Source organism: Paenibacillus sp. FSL F4-0100, from assembly GCF_037993005.1.
Classification (GTDB): Bacteria; Bacillota; Bacilli; order Paenibacillales; family Paenibacillaceae; genus Paenibacillus_AQ.
The window spans coordinates 5,618,090-5,637,203 of record NZ_CP150303.1 but is presented as its reverse complement, the minus strand read 5'-3'; the positions used below and the strand labels follow the sequence as shown (position 1 = coordinate 5,637,203).

The window sequence follows — 19,114 nt, the reverse complement described above, 5'->3', positions numbered from 1 at the left end:
AATGTTACTTGTATTCCCTGATCGTCTCGAAATATGCCATAACAGAAAATAAGCCCGGCTTAGCCGGAGCGATCCGATAAGCTGAGCATGGGTTGAAATATAAGTATGGTTATGGCATTAAGGCAACTTCGATTAGGAATTTTGCTTTAATGCGCAATCTGCGAATAGAACAGATTTAGGGATACGGAAGAACTGTTCCGCTTTTTCCTGGAACGCTGGGGATGGTACGGTGCCCTGGTGCAGCCATTTGCGGAATGTGCCAGGATGCACGCCGATCCAGCGGCTTACATCGCTTACCGACAAATCATGAACCATGCACAGACCTGTCAGAATCCGGTTGCTAACCGGTGAGCGTGTCAGGGTGCGTTTCATGAAGCGGGAAGGTGCCGGCTGACAGATTAAAGGTGACTTGTCCAGCAGTTCCTCTCTGAAGAGTATGTGGCGGGGATAACCCAAGTAGTCACAGGCCTTCTCCAGGTTGTTTTTTCCGGGAACGCGTCCCTCATATACCCAGGCGCTGACACTACGGGAGGATACTCCCAGTTCCTCGGCCAATTGCGACAATTTGATATCGTTGGCCATAAGTACGGCTAGTAGGACGCGGTTGCGAATTTGGCAGCGGGTCGGCCGGCGAAAGCGCTTGACTCGCACACCTTTCCCCAAATATTTACGATTGATCAGGGACCACGCCTCAATGGAGTGTTTTTCTTGCTGCAGTTGTGTAGGCATAATTCCTCCGATTTTTTTAACACAATACTACAATATTCGACACTCACTTTTCAATAGCCAAACATAAAACAATTGTTTCCATTTCGTTGTTACATGATTTATAAGTCCGATGTAATGGTCCGATGGACCTACTCGTTTATTTGATTAGTATAATCTATTGTTCGTCTTTTAGTGCTTAAAACTGGGGTGAATGGCGTTTACGACCAAAATAAAAGGAGTTAAACACGAACAATTAATACGATTTAACTTGACCCATTCGTCAATTCGTTTTATATTAACTAAGGTTGATAAAGAAAAAGATGCTTATTCGTATATCCCTGAAAATAAGGTTCACTATGAAAAAGCCTGATCGAGATGGTCGAAGCGCTTGATAAAGTCACGCCGGGGATTGCGTCAGAGCACACGCTGTTCTACGGGGTGGAGGCCAAGTTCTACTCCGCAAGACCGAAGCTGTCGGAGTCTTTCGAGACGGAAATCAAGGGTCTTTATTGTGGCGGGGATGGTGCCGGAATTACCAGGGGGCTTGCTCAGGCAGGAGCCGCCGGCGTCTGGATTGCCCAGAACATGCTGAACCAATTAAGTTCTTGATTTTAGCGGTTGTTCCCTTAAATAGAATTCGATTTCAGGAGCACGTTCTGGCGTAAGTCAGAGGGTGCTCCTATTTGGCTAGATCTGGCGCAGCTGATATGTCCGATATGTTGGTGGTAGCGATTTCTTTTTCCGGACGAACGGGGTATGATAGATACGAAAGATTTACATAAATGCTAGAGATGGAGGAACGGACGATGATTAAACATATTGTTTTTTTTAAATTGAAGGATTCATCCGCCGAGAATATTGAGAAGACGGTGCAGGTGCTGCGTGATATGGATGGCAAGATTCCGATGCTAAGATCCCTTGAGGCGGGTGCCGATGTTATTCGCTCCGAGCGCTCTTATGATTTGGCTTTGATCGTTGAAGTGGACAATCTTGAAGATTTACAAGCATATGCCGTTCATCCTGTTCACCAGGAAGTGATCCAATACATCAATACGGTGAAAGATCATACGCTTAGCGTTGATTTTGAAGTGTAAGCAATGATATAGACTTTACAACAACAGGCTGGAGGAGATTTGCGGTGTATTATGTGAATCAAGAACAAATTGAACGGCGTCTGAGCGCGATTCCCGAAATCGCGGAAGGATTGCGTGCTGCGGCACAATCATGGGACGGAGGCCTGGTGCTGGGCTTGGTTCAGGAGCGTGCGCTTCATCTGGCGATCGAAGTCGTAACGGATGTCGGCAGCTACTTGATTGACGGATTTATTATGCGGGATGCCAGCAGTTATGAAGATATCATGGATATTAATCATGAGGAAAAGGTGTTCCCTGAAGAGGTTCATAAGGTGCTGCTGGAGCTGGTTCGATTGCGTAAACCGCTCGTGCAGGACTACTATGATTGGGACAGGCATACGCTTCATTCTTTAACCCCGATTCTGCCTGATGTGCTGGAGCAGTTTGCGGGAAATGTCCGTGAGTATTTAAAAAACGAGATGTACTGAGGCTTGTATAGTTTTAAAAAAGAGATATCCATGACGCCATGGGCTCTTCCATACGATTCATCCATAACAGACCGTTCAGGGAATCCCTGAACGGTCTGTTTTTTTTGTTGTCTTTATCTCAAGCGGCTGGGATGTTCCGAAGTTGTAGGGGATACTCGTGGTTTTTCTCTGCTGGAATAAAAAAATCGCCGATGTTGTGTCAAGACAAGCCCATACTGCTTATAATGCATCAAGCGACTAGGCATTCGCCCGGTCGGACGAAAGGAGGAGTTCCCGATGACAGAATGGAGTGCGCTGGCCGCTGCTATCGGCATCGTTCTGATCGCGGTTGCGGCGGTGATCATGATGCTGTCGGTTAAAAAGCTGATCGGGCGGGCCGAGACCATGCTGGGCCGGCTTGAGGAAGACAGTACCCGATTGAGTCAGGAAGCCTTGCAGGTGCTGGACCAGGCATCCGTCTCGTTAGAGATGATTCAGCGTCAGCTGGCGGCCGGCGAAGCTGTTACCGCTTCCCTGTCCGATGCTGCGTCAGCGGTAGCCAAGACGGCCGATGCGGTTCATGCTGTAGGGAAAAAAGCTTCCATAACTGCCATTGAGCATCTGGAACGTGCTCGCCTCGATAATGAACGGCAGATTGGGGAGATGTTCCGGTGGGTTGATGCCGGAATGACGCTTTGGCATTCATGGAACAAATACACCTCCAAGTCCGGCGAAGGGCAAGCCAAATAGAAGGAGAGATGGAATATGAAAGAGAAGAGCAAAGGGCTCCTCTGGGGAGTATTGATCGGCAGTGTTGCAGGTTCTGTTACCGCACTTCTTCTGGCTCCAAAATCCGGCAAAGAGCTTCGGAATGACATTGCCGACGGCGCCCGCGGCATCGGCACCAAGGTGCAGGAGGCAGCGGAGAAGGTAGGAGAGCAGGGCGTCAACCTGATCGGCATCATGACGGATCGGGCTGAGAACGTGATCTCCGATATTCAGTCCTGGCGCAACCGGCAAGAAAGCTGGCTGGCGGAAGAGGAAATTGCGCAGGTCTCCTCGTTTGACGAGGATTTTGAAGAAGAGGCTTATGTGTCCACTGCTGCCGAAGTGAAGGTCAACGATTAATCCAGGATCAGATGACCGCTTCAGCACTCATTTACGAGGATAAGGATCATATCAAAATACATGAAGGCCGGGGCGGCAATGAGCCCCGGCTTTGTTGTGTATAAACGATTTGAAATAAAGCCCCGATTACTGCCCTTTGATCCTGTAATGGAAATTCGGCGAACGGATGTCGTTATGATAAGAGGTGTGGAAAATATGGGTTGTAGCCGGCGAGACCGGAGGAATCAACCAACTCCAATCCCCTGTGAGCTCCCGCCCGGCTTGCTGTTCGCGCTGTTCAAACAAACCGAATTGGGCTGCTGCCGAATGATGGTCCACAATGCTGACGCCCGCTTTTTTGTAGGAATAGAGCACGGCAGCATTGAGTTCAACCAATGCGCGATCCCTCCATAAGGTAGTTTCGCTGGAAGTATCCTGCCCCATCAGCTTGGCAATAAGCGGAAGCTTGTTGTAGCGCCCTTCATCTGCAAGGTTACGGGCTCCGATTTCGGTTCCCATATACCAGCCGTTGAACGGTGCTGCCGTATACATAATGCCGCCGATTTCAAGCAGCATGTCCGAGATGAGAGGCACCCCGTACCATTTTATACCTTCCGCTTTAAGAGCAGGAAGTTCGGGATGCTCCAAAGGGACCTCCAGCACGTAGGATTTCGGTATCGCAAGCCACTCAGGCGGCTCATTCCCCTGCTGCACAACCAGCGGCAGCACATCATAGTCGGTCAAGTCTCCCCGCCATCCCAGCTCCATGCATTCCTTCGTGAAGGATAGAGAAGCCGGGTCGCCAAACGTCCCGTCCGCCGTTTCGTAACCGGCATACCGAATCAACTGGTGGTTTTTGATAATAAGTGGGGCTTCTCCTGGACGTACAGCCCTGAAAATCGTAATTGTTGGCATGATTTTTCCGCCATTGGTGGCACTCTCGATATGGTGGAGGAGTGCTGAGAAAATGTCAGAGGTTTCCGTTAAGTGCCTGGCATCGAATACCTTGAGGCGATCCCAAAACAGTCTGCCGATACAGCGGTTGCTGTTTCGCCAAGCCATTTTGGCTCCATGCGTCAGTTCCTCAAGCGTATGCTCATATGTACCTGTCAGCTCGATCTGTGAGCGGATGTTCATGAGCCGGTCCTCGACTTCTTCCGGGGAGCGGTTTAATTCAGCATAACAAAGCTCGATAAACGGCTTCGCAGCTTCCATAAGGTCGGTATGATGTATGTTGTCATTCACGTAGAATTCTCCTTTACTATACGCGCGCTTATTATAGTATAAACTACCTACGGTCAGCGACCGGCGCAAGAGTCCTACAATTACTTGAACAATTAACCAACGATCTTTTGGGAGCGGCACCCTTGTTGAAGATAGGGGGGAATTGGGGTAAGATTTAAGGTACATTTCGATCCGAAATGACATATGGTATCACTGTAAACCATGAATTTGACAAGAAGGAAGCGGTGGGTTCGTGCAGCAAGCAATCGCAATACTAGACTCGGGTGTCGGCGGGCTGACTGTCGCTAAAGAAGTGATGAGACAGCTCCCGAGAGAGAAAATTATTTATTTCGGAGATACAGCCCGCGCACCCTACGGACCCCGTACGCCGGAAGAAGTCCGTTTATTTACGGAGCAAATTGTAGATTATTTAATTCAGTATGATCCTAAAATGATTGTGATCGCCTGTAATACGGCTACGGCGGCGGCGCTTGATTATATTTCGTCCAAAGTGCCTGTACCGGTCATCGGTGTCATTCACCCAGGGGCGCGTGCCGCCATAAGCGCAACAAAGACCGGTAATGTCGGCGTGATCGGTACTGTCGGAACCATTGGCAGCGGAGCATATACAGCGGCTCTGAAACAGCTCTCGCCTTACGTCGAGGTGCAAAGTCAAGCCTGTCCCGAACTGGTACCGCTCGTCGAACACGGATTGTTCCGATCCAAGGATGCTTTGCAGGTGGTGCAAGAATCCTTGAGAGGCATCAAGGATACCTCCATTGATTGCCTGATCCTGGGCTGTACTCACTATCCGTTCCTGATGAATACGATCCAGACGGTTATGGGACCGTCCGTGAAACTGATCAGCTCCGCCGATGAGACGGCTCGCGAGGTCAGCACGATTCTGTACGATAAAGGCCAGCTCGCGAGCAGCATGGAGAGCCCGGTGCATCAATTTTTCTGTACAGGAGATCCGGTCATTTTTCAGAGCATTGCGACCGAATGGCTCGGAGAGCATATCAAGCGGACACCTGTTGTCTGGCAAATTACGAAGCTATAATTCACGTTCATACCTTAGAGCTTATCTGGAATGAATAAGAGCAAGCAAGCGCAGGCAGGACAAGGGATTACACCTTGCCTGCCTTTATTATTTCTCGTGCCAGGGTTCGAAAAGGATGGGGATATCGGCTCCTTTTTCAATCTTTTGCATCATACATGTTGGACAACCGGCCGCTCATATACATGGAATGGACGCTAATTGAAGCGGCTTTGCCGCGGAAAGGAATCCATTATGCAGCAATATGTCGTACAGAAAGGCGACACGCTAAGACGCGTGGCTGCCAGATATAGTCTGGCGTATGAACAGCTGATTACGGCGAATCCATGGGCGGCGCAGCAGCCGTATCTCCAGCAGGGGCAAATGCTCTATCTTCCTGCATCGTTGCGCCGAAGGTATGTCATTCAGGAACATGATACCTTTGATAGTATTGCCAGTACGTTCCGGTTTCGGAAGGAAGCCTTGGAAGAACTGAATCCCGGATTATCAGCTCATCATTTGCCACAGGGAAAAACGATCGTTCTGCCGGGTACCACGCATAGGCGCATGATACGATTAACCGGCGAATACGGACCGAGGGATCTGGAACGTGATATACAAGAGATGCAGCTTCGCTACCCTGTTATGGAGTGGCGTGTCATCGGCAGTAGTGTGCTCGGCAAACCCATTTATGCGGCCAAAATCGGCAAAGGCCCGAAGAACCTTCATATAAACGCTGCGCTGCATGCCAATGAATGGATCACAACCCCTTGTCTGATGCGATTCATGGAGGAATATAGCAAGGCTTTATCGCAAGAGTCACTGGTTTATTTTCAGGATCCGAATGCGTGGTACCGGAACTATACGTTATGGATCGTGCCGATGGCGAACCCGGATGGGGTAGAGCTTGTCCAAGAAGGCGTTACCCCTTCTCATCCATATTATGAGCGTCTGCTCGAATGGAATGGCGGGCGCGAGGACTTTCGCCGCTGGAAGGCTAATATTAACGGCGTGGATTTGGGGGATCAATTCCCTGCGCATTGGAATGAGGAAGTCGCGCGGAGGGGCAAGATCCATCCGTCGCCGCAGGATTATGCGGGGACAAAGCCGCTAAGTGAGCCAGAAGCCGAGGCCGTCTATCAGCATACTTTATCGATATCTCCGGAACGGGCCATTTCCCTGCACAGCCAAGGCAGGGAAATCTATTGGAATTATAGGGACTACGAACCTCCGGAGAGTGAGGACATGGCCCGAAGATTAGGTCAGGCCGGCGGTTACAGGCCGGTGAAGCTGCAGGGCAGCGATGCAGGATACAAGGATTGGTTCATTCAGCATCACCGGAGGCCGGGCTTTACCGTGGAGATTGGTTATGGGATGAATCCGCTGCCGCTTGAGGATTTCGAGGATCTGTGCGTCGAGGTGGGTTCTATTCTAGCTGCGTTTATGTCTTTGGAATAAGATCGTTTGAAACGAATAGGTCTATTCAACGTATAAAATATAGAAGAATACGGCCGCTGCTTTAATGGATCACAAGGCAGTGGCCTCTTTTCGCGCTTTTATTGAAGCAGCCACCGGAATACCGTGTTTCCGGGATTTCTTAGAGATTTGCTAATTGGGTAATGATATAGACATGCTGCCTGGAATGGAGGGAACAATATGAAGTGGAGAAGATTATGGTCGCTTCGGCGCTGGTCGCATGTATTCCAGCGGATATTTGGGTATTTAGCCTCTTCCCGGGTTGCACTCGGGGACAAGCTGTTATTTCTGGTCCCCGTTGTGCTGTACTGGGTGCTGCCGGACTTTATGCCTTTGCTGCCGATCGATGACATCGGAGTCACGATGCTGCTGATGAACTGGTTCGTATCCCGGGTTGAACGGAAATATCCAGGTCTGATCAGTGAGGACCAGGGCCCCGCCAAGCGCGTACGGTAAATGAGCTTCGGGCGGTAACAATACGGATCGGACCCTTGCGAAAAAGTTGGCAGGGGTCTACAATAACATATTGAATGAAACATCCGTGAGGAGATGAATATACGTGAAATGTAAAATTACCCGTAATGCCGCCAAGGTGTTAAAGCGAGAGCTGGACAAGGAAGAGAACAAGGATAAGAAACTCCGCGTGCTGGTTACCCATGCGCATGGCGATCATGCCCACTACGGCCTGGATCTGGACACGCCTAAGGAAAATGATGTCATCGTATCCACAGATAAAGAGATCGACGTCATTTTGGAGGCAGGACAACCTTTCCTGGACGGCGTCAAAATCGACTATCTTTATTTTCCTGAGGAAGGCTTTGTAATTACGAATCCGTCCCAGGGCAATCACGGCGACCACTAGGTTACTTCAGAATAAAGAAGGTAATGTACAATGGCTAATGATATTCGAGTCTGCGAGAAGTGCAGACATACGAAGTTGAAGACAATGATCCCGAAAATTAAGAAAATGGTACCGGATGCCGACATTAAGATCGGCTGTAAATCCTATTGCGGTCCTTGCGGCAAACGAGCATTTATGTATATCAATGGCCGTTATGTCAGCGCGCCTACAGAGGATGAAGTGCTGGCAAAGGCGCTGCCGTTTGTGAAATAACAAACAAACTGTTTAACACACCTGCATTGAAGTTAAAGTGGAATTCCCATTCTACGGGTATAGTTCCTGGCTCAGCCATCCATGCTAAGAGGGCAACGGGAACAACAACTTTAGAAGGGAGCATCCGTCATGAACAGTCACGATTCCAGTTTACACTCCAACAGTCCCAGCAACAGCGCGCTAGATTCCGTGGAGAAGCTGCACCGTGCCGTATCCTCGGCAATGTCCCATCCGACGGAACAGCTGATTCAGCAAGCGGAGAATTCGTTATCCCATACGGAGCAAGCGGTTTCCCAGGTAATTGAGCAGGGAAATCGAAACGCGGTGGAATTGGCGGAAGAGTTGTTAGGCGATGAGAAGGAACGTCTGTCCAAGCTTCGTTCAGCTAAAAAGTAGTTTATGATCCTGTGCAGTCCGTTCAATAGCTTTCGAGCTAATGAACGGGCTTTTTTACATATTGATATACGTATTTGAATTATATACTTGATTCCGATATATATTTTTGTTAAATTGTTGTCATGGATAGAACAAGTTTAATTAAAGGGCATTTGGAAATGTGCGTATTGGCCATTCTGAGTCATGGCAAGAGTTATGGTTACGAGATCATGAAGGAGCTGGAGAAACACCGACTGAAATTGAAGGGAGTAGGAAGCATATATCCAATCCTTTCCAAGCTGAAAGATCAGGGATGGGTGACGGATACGAGAGAGCTTAGCGAGAGCGGTAAAGCCAGAGTGTATTATGAAATAACGCCTAGTGGAGATCTGTTTCTGGACAAGAAGATTCAGGAGTGGCAGGAGCTGCAGCAGGATATTCGGTCATTGCTTTCGTCGAATGTGCAGCGTTTTGAAGATGGCGTGGAACAGGAGAGCCAGAGACCATGACATTATCCTATGAAGAAGAACAATTTATCGCGGCCGTTCGCCGCGAGTTGAAACGGTACGAAATGACGTCAAGCCAGGTGGAGGCCGTTGTCGAACAGATCCAGGAGCATCTGGAGGCAAGCCGGGAGCACGGGGAGAATGGTCTTGAAGATCTGGGCTCTCCCAATATGTATGTCAGGGATTATGCAGAGGTGCAAGGTTTGGTTAGAGTACAAGACGTCAGGGATCTCGAGTCTGTTCCTGAAGAACCGGGAACGCGTAGCGGGCGGCTTAGCGTATGGGGCTTTATGAAATATCCACTGGTCTTTGCGGCCGTTTATATCCTATGTCAGCTGTTGTTTTCCTTCTCATTAACGACGGCATGGGTGAAGGGGTTTGAGATAACCGGCTTCAATCTGTTGTACCGGATATCCGATCAGATGTGGTGGAATATGATGTTGATTGTATCCAGCCTTTCGATTTCGGTGCTCGTTACGATTCTGGTCTACGTCTTCGGTAAAAGAAAACATAGACGTGCCCTCCGTTTTACAGAAGGAGGAAGCGTGTTATGAGAAAGAAGTGGACGTATGTCGTTTTAACCGTTCTGGCATTTCTACTTCCGACATGGGGGAACGTTGTCGAAGCGGATGAAGGCATGACCGATAAGGTTGACCTCTACATGAAAGCGATGATGGAGGAATATCAAATTCCGGGCCTTTCCGTTGCCATCGTACAGGATGGGGACACGCTGTTTACAAACTGTTATGGCGTTACAGCAGAAGGCAGCACGGTCAGCTCTAATACTCCATTTTTCCTCGGATCCATCTCCAAATCCATGACGGCGTTAGGGATTGTTCAGCTTGTGGAGTCGGGCAGGGTCGACTTGGATGAGTCCATTGGGACCTATCTGCCATGGTTTGCGGCCGAAGCGTCTTCCGAGGCGTCGTCAATAACGATAAGGCAATTGCTCGCTCAGACGAGCGGATATAGTACATATACGGGCATGGAGTATTCTGATGTGGGTGCGAAGGATGCTTCTGCCCTGAAAGAGAATGTGCGTAATCTCTCCCACGCGAAGCTTACTAGAGCGCCAGGGGAACAACATCAATACAGTAACGCCAATTATATGATCCTGGGTGCAGTTCTGGAGGAGGTGTCGGGTCAATCCTATGCCGATTGTATGGAACAGCATGTATTTGGTCCGCTGGGCATGAGTACGGCTGCAGCCGATGAGGAGCGGGCGGTTCAATCCGGATTTGAACAAGGGTATCAATCCTGGTTCGGCTATCCGCGAGTGAACAGCGTTCCCTATGACAATAGCGGTGCTTCTTATGGTTATATCACGGCGAGTATCGACGATATGGCACGGTATCTCCAATTTTTGCTCCAAGATAACGACATGTTGCTTCGTCGAGAATATAAGGAGCTGCTCCTGTCGCCTTTAGTTCAGCATCGACCGGATCGCGCCTATGGTTTTGGCTGGAGAATAAGCGAGACGGACCAAGGCGAGACTCTGGTATGGCATTCCGGATCAACGCCGGAGGCACGGGCGGAAATCTTCTTCATCCGTGATCGGGGCGTAGGGGCCGTTATTTTAACCAACAAGAATCACATTTTGGAGGAAGCCAGATTGTCTCAGGTCTCCAAGGATTTGAGGGGGATACTAGACGGACAAGACCCGAAACCTCCTTCCATTGGAGTCCATCCGATGATTTGGGGATTGGCGGGAACTTTGTTCATCCTGCTCGCTATTTTGATATGGTTGCTGCTAAGAATGAAGAAACGCAACTTGAAGTTATATCTCACGCTTCCGCTGAGTTTGGTTCTATTTGCGATGTCAGCTGGCATCATTCCGCTCTTCACGCGTCTGACAAGCTCCCCTTGGAATTCCATACGACTCTTTGCACCTGACATTGCCTATATGACGTTGGGGATTGTAGCTAGCCTGGCATGGATGGGGCTTGTGCTGATGTACGGAACGCTTGTCAATCGGAGAAAACATCTTGAGTCGGTTACCCGCCGGGCTTGATATAAGAAATGTTACCAGTAAAAAGATGATTCTTCATAAATGCAGCTAGGCGTGCCTCTTCGGACACGCCTAGCTCAAAAAACCAACCAGGCTGATGGATATGATCAGCCTGGTTGGTTTGGTTTAAAGCAGCCCCAGTCAACAGCGATCAGAGGCTGAATAAAATTTGGAATTTGTTAGGCCCGGTTATCGGGCATTCGCTTCGCCCTGTGATTTAAATAACTTCAGCAGGTCATACGTGATCACTTGATCGGAAATACGCAGCTGCTCCTGTGTCTTATCATAACCTTCACGGCAGGCCTGAATATCCGTCGGCTGACGCGTCGCAAGATCGTAGCAGGTTCCGCCTTCAAGTCCGGCCGTTTCGGTAGGCAGGTAGAACACTTTCTCATCGGAGAATGCGCCGCTGCGCAGCGGAATTAGACGCGGCTTGTTATCGAACAGATGGCTTCCGATCCAGTAATACGGTTCTTTTGGCACGCCGAGAAGATGAAGAATACTTGGTGTCACGTTCATCATGCCAGCGGCTTCCGGATATACTCCGGCTTGCTTCCCATCAGGCAGGCGGATGAGCAGGGGAACCTGATTCATGATTTGCTCCATGTCGAGTGCATTCAGTTCTCGTCCCAGGAATTTCTCATAGTCCGCTTTTTCTTTGATCGAATTGTCGTGATCCCCATAGATGATCAATAGGGTGTTATCCCACAGTCCTTGCTGTTTCATCTGCTCGACAAACTGGCCGAATGCTTCGTCAACATAGTGGATCGACTGCAAATAGTTCCCGAATATTGAGCCTTCAAAAGCCCCTGTATCCAGCTTCACCCCATCCTTGGGGACATAATACGGATGATGGCTCGTTAACGTAATCAGGAAGGAATAGAAGGGCTCTTTGATGCCTTTCATCGCATCCAGCGATTGCGCGAAGAACGCTTTGTCGCTCAATGACCATCCCTGCACATCGTTCATTTCAAAATCTTTCTTGCTGTAAAACCGGTCGTAATTCATTTCTCGGTACATTGTGGTACGGTTCCAGAAGCTGCTGTCATAGGCATGGAACACGTTTGCGCCATAGCCCTGTTCTTTCAGAATCTCCGGAAGGGTATCGTACTCGCGATCAGCATATCGCGTAAATACGGAACCTGTAGGCAGCGGAAGCAAGGAGCTGTGCGTGACAAAGTCCGCGTCGGACGTTCGCCCTTGACCGGTTTGATGATAAAAATTGCTGAAATACATACTGTCCTTCATCAAACGGTTGAAGTTAGGGGTGATTTCCTGCCCCCCGATCGACTGGCCGATGACAAAATTCATGAAGGCCTCCGTCTGAATCATGATGACATTGCTGCCTTTATACTTGCCGAACAAGGCGTCCGTATCGGACGGCTCCATACGTTTAGCATCAAACCATGCCTTGATCTGATTGATTTCCTCTTCCGGAAGCTTGGGCTGCCCCACGAGATGATCTCGTCCATAACGGTAGATATCATAACCGTGAAAGCCGATCAGTCCCGTCACATTATACAGCGTAATATTCCACCAATTGCCTTCAAAGAGGCCAACGGCCCATGTATTGGACGCTTTCTTGATCGGAATGAAAGTCATGACCATGCCGAGGATGAACACAAGTGTGCCTGTTACCAAACGGCGAATGATCCGGTTCCGCCGATGCTGGCGATATTCACCCGGGAGTGCGTAGGTTCCAAAGGTGGATCTCCGTTTGCGGAACACCATCACGGCAGTAAATGGGACGATCATAAGCCAATCGATAAAAAAGAACAGATCGGACGCATGAATCAGGGAACGAATGCTATCCCCGAGGGAACCGACTTGTCCGGCCTGCATAAGTACCGGCACTGTAATGAAATCATCGAAGTAGCGATAATAGATCAAATCGGCGTACAGAATCCCCGTCCATAAGAGATTTAATAAAGTTAAGGCCGCAAGCCGGCCTCTTGCCGGAAGCCACAAGGTCCAGAAGGAGATCAGCAGGAGCGAGCCAACAGCGATCACATAGTCTGCCTGATCCAGCTTCATGTTGGTAATATGGAGATGATGATCAAGCATGATCAGCTTGTACATCATGAGGATAAGGAATAATAAATATGCGGTGTATCGGTAATGCAGCCCTTTGGAGACCCGGCTTCGGATATCGCTCCATGATGGGGATGAGAGCACGTGGGTATCCTCCTTTTTTCAAAAACATCCTTTTATTATAGCTTGGCCTGGATGACCGAGCAAAAAAGCCGCCCAAGGGCGGCGATTGCAGGAAGCGTCATTTCGTTATTCTGCCGATTTGTTACGCGGCGGCAAGGGGCCCAGGTATTGATAATACTGGCATTCGATCCGGCCATTGAACAGCTTGCGGCGCTTGTCCGCCTTGCGGCCGAAGTAATGCTCAAATTGCTTGGTCGGGCTAAGCGCGAAGAAGGACCAGGTCGGGAGTGAATGCGTTACGGATCCGAGCTGGCGAATGAGACGTTCAACCTCCTCTTTCTCGCTTAACCGCTCGCCATAGGGTGGATTAGTGATAATACAACCATATTCACCTTCAGGTATGGCTTTGGCTGCAGGGAGGACTCTAAAGTCGATTTCGCCGGCAAGTCCCGCACTTTTAGCGGCGGCTTTGGCTACTTCGATCGCTTTCGGGTCGATATCGCTTCCGGCGATATGCAGCAGAATATCGTCCTTCACAGCGTCAAAAGCCTCCTCGCGTGCATCTTCCCAGAGGTTGTCTCCGATGATATCCCAATGCTCGGACGGAAACGAGCGGCGCAGGCCGGGCGCAATATTCCAGGCCATCATCGCGGCTTCGATCAGAATGGTGCCTGAACCGCAGCACGGGTCATACAACGGACGATGCGGGCCCCAGCGGCTTAATTGCAGCAGGGCGGAAGCCATGGTTTCCTTCAGCGGAGCTTCCGTAACCAGCTTGCGGTAGCCACGTTTATGAAGGGCTGGCCCTGTAGTATCAAGGGTCAGTATGGCTCGATCCTTCAAGAGAGAAACCTCGACTACATAACGTGGGCCATCCTCGGGGAACCATTCCGTACGGTGCGAGAGCTTAAGCTTCTCCACGATTGCTTTCTTCACGATGCCCTGACAGGCAGGAACGCTGCTAAGCTGCGATTTATGGGAGCGTCCTTCCACAGGAAATTCGCCATCCGCCGGAATCCACTCTTCCCATGGAAGAGCTTTGGTTCCTTCAAAGAGTTCGTCGAAGGTAAAGGCTTTAAACTCACCCATCTTGACGAGAATACGGTCCGATGTACGGAGCCACAGATTGCATCTGCAAATATCAATCAGGTCACCTGAAAAGGTAACTCTACCATTCTCTACTTCCATGTCGGTATACCCGAGCTCTTTCAACTCGCGGGCAACGACGGCTTCCAGCCCCATCGGGGCCGTCGCGATCAATTGTAATCGAGGCATTAACGATGTCAACTCCATTTAACATGTGTACGGCGATAGTCGCCGCCGGTTCAATTCTATATAGTATAGGCGATTGCATTGACTAAGACAATTATCATATGATAGTTCTCGTTAGGTTTAGCGGGAAACAACGCATCTTATTAAGACAAAGGAGGCGGCTTCATTGCTTACGACCCCTGATGATTATGTTAACCAATTATACCCTGAAGATGAAGAGCTTCAGTTCGTGATAGAGGCCATCCGCGAGCATGGGATGCCGGAGGTTTCGGTGGCACCGGCATATGGCCGATTGCTGACCATGCTGGTACAGACGGCCGGCGCTAGAAATATTCTCGAAATCGGTGCCCTTGGCGGTTATAGCGGCATCTGTCTGTGCCGAGGGCTTCCTGCTGACGGCAAACTCACCTCACTCGAGCTGAAGGAAGAATATGCGCAACTTGCAGGCAGGCATCTGGAGAAGGCCGGATTCAAGGATCGGGTGGAGTACCGGATCGGTCCGGCTGCGGACAGTTTGGCAGCGTTGAAGCAGGACGGACGGACATTCGATTTTTTCTTTATTGATGCGGATAAGGAGAACTATCCTCTGTACTTGGACTATGCCTTGGAGCTTGCGAATCCGGGTGCGCTTATAGCTGGGGATAACTGCTTTTTGCGCGGCAGAACGCTGAACTCGGAGAAGAACGGTCCTTCGGTTCAAGCGGTACGCCGGTTTAATGAAATCATCGCGACGGACAAGAGGCTGATCAGCACGCTGCTGCCCGCTTATGACGGGCTGATCCTTGCACGAGTTAAAGGATGAAACAATCAATAGCGAGATGTGCTGGACGATCAGATAACCATTGGAAGGAGTGCATCGGGTCATTTTGTAGCTTGCCGCCTGGTATAATCCGGCGCATGGCCCATGGATGTAGGTGATTTGACGGGTACATGAATATAACAAAGGGCTGTCCACGGGTCGATGTAGACCACGGGACAGCCCTTTGTTGTTTGGTTTGGGAGACTCGCTCCATCTAGATGACAGACCCAGGGGGATCAACGATATTTGGGCGAAGGCTTTTGCGAGAACAGCTTTCGTCTCACCCACATCATATTGATGATCAACAGGCAGCCGGAAGTAATAAACAATCCTTCGATTCCGATGAAACCGGATAAGAATCCGCCGATCACCGCGCCCAGCATGTTGCCAAGCGCAAGCGAGCTTGTATTGAAACCAAAGGAGCGGCTTTCCATGCCGTCCGGCGTGTAAGAGCGAATCAGCGCGTTGACACTCGGCAGCAGCCCGCCCATGAAGACGCCCATCATGAACCGCACAATAATCAACTGCCACACCGATTGAACGAAGGCTTGCGGGATCAGCGTAAGTCCCGTACCGATCAAGGCGTAGGTCAAGATGCGGTGCGCACCGACCTTGTCGCTGAGCTTGCCGAGAATCGGGGAGGCGATCATGTTTGACAGCCCCGTTACGGCTACAACGAACCCGGCCCATATCGCAATATCCACCGCGGTTCCATGCAGTTTCTGAACGTACAGCGGGAGCAGTGCCATGGGACTAATCATGGCGAATTGCAGCAGGAACGTGACGGCGAATAACGCCGGCAGCTGCGGAATGTGGCTCAGCTCTTTAAGCCCGGCAATAACCGAGGGCTGCGGCGCCTTGGCTGCCTGCTCGCGGTTGAAGTTTTCTTTAACCAGGAACAAGGCAAGCATCGAAGCGGCAAAGATCAGTCCGCCGGTGATATAGAAGATTGGCCGGAATCCGACCCAACTGGCCATGAGTCCGCCGATCAACGGACCGAGAATGGTGCCTGCAACTTGTCCGGACTGCATGATGCCCATCGCAAATCCCATTCGATTCTTTGGCGTCGTGCTTGATACGAGCGATATCGCCGCAGGATTAAATCCCGATATGGTACCGTTCAGCAAACGCAGAACCAGCAGATGCCATGGATGGGTAGCAAAGCCCATGCAGGCAATGACCAGCGCCATGCCGAAGCCGGAGCGCAGCAGCATGATTTTGCGTCCGTATTTATCTGCGACTTTCCCCCAGATCGGTTGAAAAATGAATGATGTCAGGAAGTTGGCGGCGAATATCAATCCTGCCCATAGTCCTATTTCCCGGTCTCCAACAACATTCAGGTCTTGCGCCAGATATAATGTCAGAAACGGGGTGATCATGGTCATCCCGGAGTTGACCAAAAACTGTCCGAACCAAAGCACAATGAGATTGATTTTCCAATTGGTCAATGTGCCCTTCACTTCCTTTCTAAGCTGTCGAGCCCGGAATAACCGGACGAATTGTGGGACTACCCTAAAAATGCCGTTCTTTCAGTATAACATATTTAAAAAGTGCCAAAAGCTAACAATGTCATAAGATTGTCATGTGATTTTCATAGGTTGTCCATGTAAGACGGTTGTTACTTACTTTTAAAAAGGGCATAATGAAATTTAGGAAACTTTATACACATTGATGGGGGCCTAATCATGACCTATAACGATCAATTCATTCGCGCTTGCCGTAGGCAGGAAGTGAATCATGTTCCTGTGTGGTACATGCGTCAAGCGGGACGCTACGACCCGGAGTATCGAAAGATTAAAGAAAAGTACTCCTTACTGGAAATATGCAGTCAACCGGAGCTGGCGGCAGAGGTAACCTTGATGCCCGTACGGAAGCTTGGTGTAGACGCGGCTATTTTATATTCCGATATTATGAATCCCGTTGCCTCAATCGGGGTAGACTTCGATATCGTGAAAAATATCGGCCCGGTGATTGATAATCCGATCCGATCTGCGGCGGATGTAGAGAAACTACGCCCGATTGATGTCGAGGGGGATCTTGGACATGTCCTGGAGACGATCCGTATCCTGGATAAGGAGCTGGAAGTGCCGCTAATCACGTTTGCCGGTGCTCCGTTCACGATTGCCAGCTATCTGATTGAAGGCAGACCATCCAAAAATTATCTTCGCACGAAAGAGCTCATGTACAGTGAGCCGAAGGTATGGTTCTCGCTGATGGACAAACTTGGGGATATGGTGATCGCTTATTTGCGTGCCCACGTCGCTAACGGCGGGAAAGCGTTTCAATTGTTCGACAGCTGGGTGGGGGCATTGTCTCCACAGGATTTCCAAACGTTTGTCCTACCAACCATTACGCGTATTTTTGCGGAGCTTCAGGACCTGAGTGTTCCGAAAATTTATTTTCCAGGCGTGAGCTCGGGTGAGCTGCTCCCTACGCTTACGCATCTCAGCACGGATGTCATCGGTCTCGACTGGCGAGTGTCCATTGCAGAAGGACGCCGCCGTTTAGAGCATAAGTATGCTGTTCAGGGCAATCTGGACCCGACCGTTCTGACCGGACCGATGCCGGTCATCCAGCAGTATGCGAAGGAGATTATCGATCAGGGGATTCAGGAGCCCGGCTTTGTGTTTAATCTAGGGCACGGTTTATTCCCGGAGGCTTCGCTAGAGAAACTGCGTGAGTTGACATCGTATATTCACGAATACTCCGCTCTAGCACTGCAGGCAGGTGCACAACGCTCTTAAATGTTGAATATTTTATTAGTCAGAGGTGAGATGGTATGAAGAACAAGATTGGCGTGTTGGTTATGTCCTACGGTACTCCGGAGAACATGGAAGGAATCGAGAGCTATTATACCCACATCCGCCGCGGGAATAAGCCGTCAGAGGAGCAGCTCAAGGAGCTTACTGACCGCTATGAGGCGATTGTTGGGGGTGTCTTTCCACTCCGTGAGAATACGGACCGACAGGTACGCACGCTGCAGGATACATTAAATGCGGATCCTCGCGCGATCGATCTTGAGTTTGTATGCTATCAGGGACTGAAGCACGCAGCTCCGTACATTGAAGATGGTGTTGAGCAAATGGTGCGGGACGGCATTAAGGAAGCTGTCGGCATCGTGCTGGCTCCTCATTACTCCACGATGAGCATCGGATCCTACGTGAAGCGCGCTCAGGCCAAAGCGGATGAGTTGGGACTTGAGATTTCGTTTGTGGAGAGCTATCACATGCATCCGAAGCTGATCGAGGCCTTTGCAGACCGGGTGTCCGCCAAGCTGAACCAGTTCGAGGAAGCAGGGGCTGACCGCGACAGCGTGAGAGTGCTGTTCAGTGCTCACAGCCTCCCGGAACGCATTTTGTCCATCGGAGATCCCTATCAGGAGCAGCTGCTCGAGACATCCAAAGCCGTAGCCGAACAGGCCGGCGTTAAGAAGTGGCAGTTCACATGGCAAAGTGCTGGTCGGACGGCGGAGCCTTGGCTCGGTCCTGACATTCTGGATACGCTGCAAACGTTGAATAAAGAAGAGCAGGTCGAGGATGTGCTGGTTGCGCCGGTCGGTTTCGTCTCGGATCATCTTGAGGTCCTGTACGATCTGGATATTGAAGCCAAAAGCATTGCCAAGGAAATGGATATGCGGCTTGAGCGTATCGACTCCTTGAACAGTGACCCGCTTTACATGGAAGCGCTCAGCGACTCCGTGATCACCTTGATAGGTCTGTAAATCCGTTATTACCGGAAATTCGAATAGAAGCTTAGATATGGAACTCCCCGGTGACGGGGGGTTCTATTCTTTAT

The 19,114-nt window shown here is 50.1% G+C and carries 21 protein-coding genes and 1 pseudogene; 17 read left to right on the top strand and 5 right to left on the bottom strand.

What is annotated here, in order from left to right; translation table 11 throughout:
• Positions 1–132: 132 nt before the first annotated feature.
• Entirely contained in the window at positions 133–729 is a 597-nt protein-coding gene (locus MHH48_RS25555) for a helix-turn-helix transcriptional regulator (RefSeq protein ID WP_076325695.1), read from the bottom strand.
• A gap of 339 nt (positions 730–1,068) precedes the next feature.
• Here MHH48_RS25555 and MHH48_RS25550 point away from each other — a divergent pair.
• The 5 genes and pseudogenes from MHH48_RS25550 to MHH48_RS25530 form a co-directional block, all read left to right on the top strand.
• Positions 1,069–1,317: pseudogene (locus MHH48_RS25550) on the top strand (FAD-dependent oxidoreductase); the annotation flags it as partial.
• Positions 1,318–1,514: 197 nt separating this feature from the next.
• On the top strand, positions 1,515–1,802 hold the full coding sequence (locus MHH48_RS25545; protein WP_076325696.1) for a Dabb family protein: 288 nt from the start codon (positions 1,515–1,517) through the stop codon (positions 1,800–1,802).
• Between the two features lie 44 nt (positions 1,803–1,846).
• Positions 1,847–2,269, top strand: coding sequence for a HepT-like ribonuclease domain-containing protein (locus MHH48_RS25540; protein ID WP_076325697.1), 423 nt, complete (start codon positions 1,847–1,849; stop codon positions 2,267–2,269).
• A 276-nt stretch (positions 2,270–2,545) separates the two neighbouring features.
• On the top strand, positions 2,546–2,998 hold the full coding sequence (locus MHH48_RS25535) for a DUF948 domain-containing protein (RefSeq protein WP_076325698.1): 453 nt from the start codon (positions 2,546–2,548) through the stop codon (positions 2,996–2,998).
• 15 nt (positions 2,999–3,013) lie between these two features.
• Positions 3,014–3,376 (top strand): YtxH domain-containing protein, encoded by a 363-nt coding sequence (locus MHH48_RS25530; RefSeq protein WP_076325699.1) that lies wholly within the window; start codon positions 3,014–3,016, stop codon positions 3,374–3,376.
• A 126-nt stretch (positions 3,377–3,502) separates the two neighbouring features.
• On the opposite strand, the gene MHH48_RS25525 is transcribed toward MHH48_RS25530, so the two are convergent.
• Positions 3,503–4,570 (bottom strand): nitric oxide synthase oxygenase, encoded by a 1,068-nt coding sequence (locus tag MHH48_RS25525; RefSeq protein ID WP_083659823.1) that lies wholly within the window; start codon positions 4,568–4,570, stop codon positions 3,503–3,505.
• Between the two features lie 262 nt (positions 4,571–4,832).
• Between MHH48_RS25525 and racE the strand changes: the two genes are divergently transcribed.
• The 9 genes from racE (at position 4,833) to MHH48_RS25480 (ending at position 11,097) form a co-directional block, all read left to right on the top strand.
• On the top strand, positions 4,833–5,639 hold the full coding sequence (racE, locus tag MHH48_RS25520; protein WP_076325701.1) for a glutamate racemase: 807 nt from the start codon (positions 4,833–4,835) through the stop codon (positions 5,637–5,639).
• Positions 5,640–5,870: 231 nt separating this feature from the next.
• Positions 5,871–7,073 (top strand): M14 family metallopeptidase, encoded by a 1,203-nt coding sequence (locus MHH48_RS25515; protein ID WP_076325858.1) that lies wholly within the window; start codon positions 5,871–5,873, stop codon positions 7,071–7,073.
• Positions 7,074–7,271: 198 nt separating this feature from the next.
• Positions 7,272–7,547: a hypothetical protein gene (locus MHH48_RS25510; RefSeq protein ID WP_076325702.1), complete on the top strand. Its 276-nt coding sequence runs from the start codon at positions 7,272–7,274 to the stop codon at positions 7,545–7,547.
• 103 nt (positions 7,548–7,650) lie between these two features.
• Positions 7,651–7,953: a heme biosynthesis protein HemY gene (locus MHH48_RS25505; RefSeq protein ID WP_076325703.1), complete on the top strand. Its 303-nt coding sequence runs from the start codon at positions 7,651–7,653 to the stop codon at positions 7,951–7,953.
• A 30-nt stretch (positions 7,954–7,983) separates the two neighbouring features.
• Positions 7,984–8,205: a DUF1450 domain-containing protein gene (locus MHH48_RS25500; RefSeq protein WP_076325704.1), complete on the top strand. Its 222-nt coding sequence runs from the start codon at positions 7,984–7,986 to the stop codon at positions 8,203–8,205.
• Positions 8,206–8,334: 129 nt separating this feature from the next.
• Positions 8,335–8,601, top strand: coding sequence for a hypothetical protein (locus MHH48_RS25495; protein ID WP_076325705.1), 267 nt, complete (start codon positions 8,335–8,337; stop codon positions 8,599–8,601).
• Between the two features lie 122 nt (positions 8,602–8,723).
• Complete coding sequence (locus tag MHH48_RS25490) at positions 8,724–9,089, top strand: PadR family transcriptional regulator (RefSeq protein WP_076325706.1); 366 nt, start codon at positions 8,724–8,726, stop codon at positions 9,087–9,089.
• Positions 9,086–9,640: a hypothetical protein gene (locus MHH48_RS25485; RefSeq protein WP_076325707.1), complete on the top strand. Its 555-nt coding sequence runs from the start codon at positions 9,086–9,088 to the stop codon at positions 9,638–9,640. The genes MHH48_RS25490 and MHH48_RS25485 overlap by 4 nt, the downstream gene beginning before the upstream one ends.
• The gene (locus MHH48_RS25480) at positions 9,637–11,097 is read left to right on the top strand and encodes a serine hydrolase domain-containing protein (RefSeq protein ID WP_076325708.1); all 1,461 of its coding nucleotides are present in this window, start codon (positions 9,637–9,639) and stop codon (positions 11,095–11,097) included. The genes MHH48_RS25485 and MHH48_RS25480 overlap by 4 nt, the downstream gene beginning before the upstream one ends.
• Before the next feature lie 186 nt (positions 11,098–11,283).
• Here the strand turns inward: MHH48_RS25480 and MHH48_RS25475 are convergent, their stop codons facing one another.
• Both MHH48_RS25475 and MHH48_RS25470 read right to left on the bottom strand, forming a co-directional pair.
• Complete coding sequence (locus tag MHH48_RS25475; protein ID WP_076325709.1) at positions 11,284–13,269, bottom strand: LTA synthase family protein; 1,986 nt, start codon at positions 13,267–13,269, stop codon at positions 11,284–11,286.
• A gap of 105 nt (positions 13,270–13,374) precedes the next feature.
• A complete protein-coding gene (locus MHH48_RS25470; RefSeq protein ID WP_076325710.1) occupies positions 13,375–14,523 on the bottom strand; it encodes a class I SAM-dependent RNA methyltransferase in 1,149 nt (382 codons plus the stop codon).
• Positions 14,524–14,686: 163 nt separating this feature from the next.
• On the opposite strand from MHH48_RS25470, the gene MHH48_RS25465 reads away from it, so the two are divergent.
• Entirely contained in the window at positions 14,687–15,322 is a 636-nt protein-coding gene (locus MHH48_RS25465; RefSeq protein ID WP_076325711.1) for an O-methyltransferase, read from the top strand.
• A gap of 233 nt (positions 15,323–15,555) precedes the next feature.
• Here the strand turns inward: MHH48_RS25465 and MHH48_RS25460 are convergent, their stop codons facing one another.
• Entirely contained in the window at positions 15,556–16,767 is a 1,212-nt protein-coding gene (locus MHH48_RS25460) for an MFS transporter (protein WP_076325712.1), read from the bottom strand.
• A gap of 237 nt (positions 16,768–17,004) precedes the next feature.
• Here MHH48_RS25460 and hemE point away from each other — a divergent pair, with 237 nt between their 5' ends.
• Both hemE and hemH read left to right on the top strand, forming a co-directional pair.
• Positions 17,005–18,063: a uroporphyrinogen decarboxylase gene (gene hemE / locus MHH48_RS25455; protein WP_076325713.1), complete on the top strand. Its 1,059-nt coding sequence runs from the start codon at positions 17,005–17,007 to the stop codon at positions 18,061–18,063.
• A gap of 35 nt (positions 18,064–18,098) precedes the next feature.
• Positions 18,099–19,040: a ferrochelatase gene (gene hemH / locus MHH48_RS25450; protein ID WP_076325714.1), complete on the top strand. Its 942-nt coding sequence runs from the start codon at positions 18,099–18,101 to the stop codon at positions 19,038–19,040.
• Positions 19,041–19,114 lie beyond the last annotated feature (74 nt).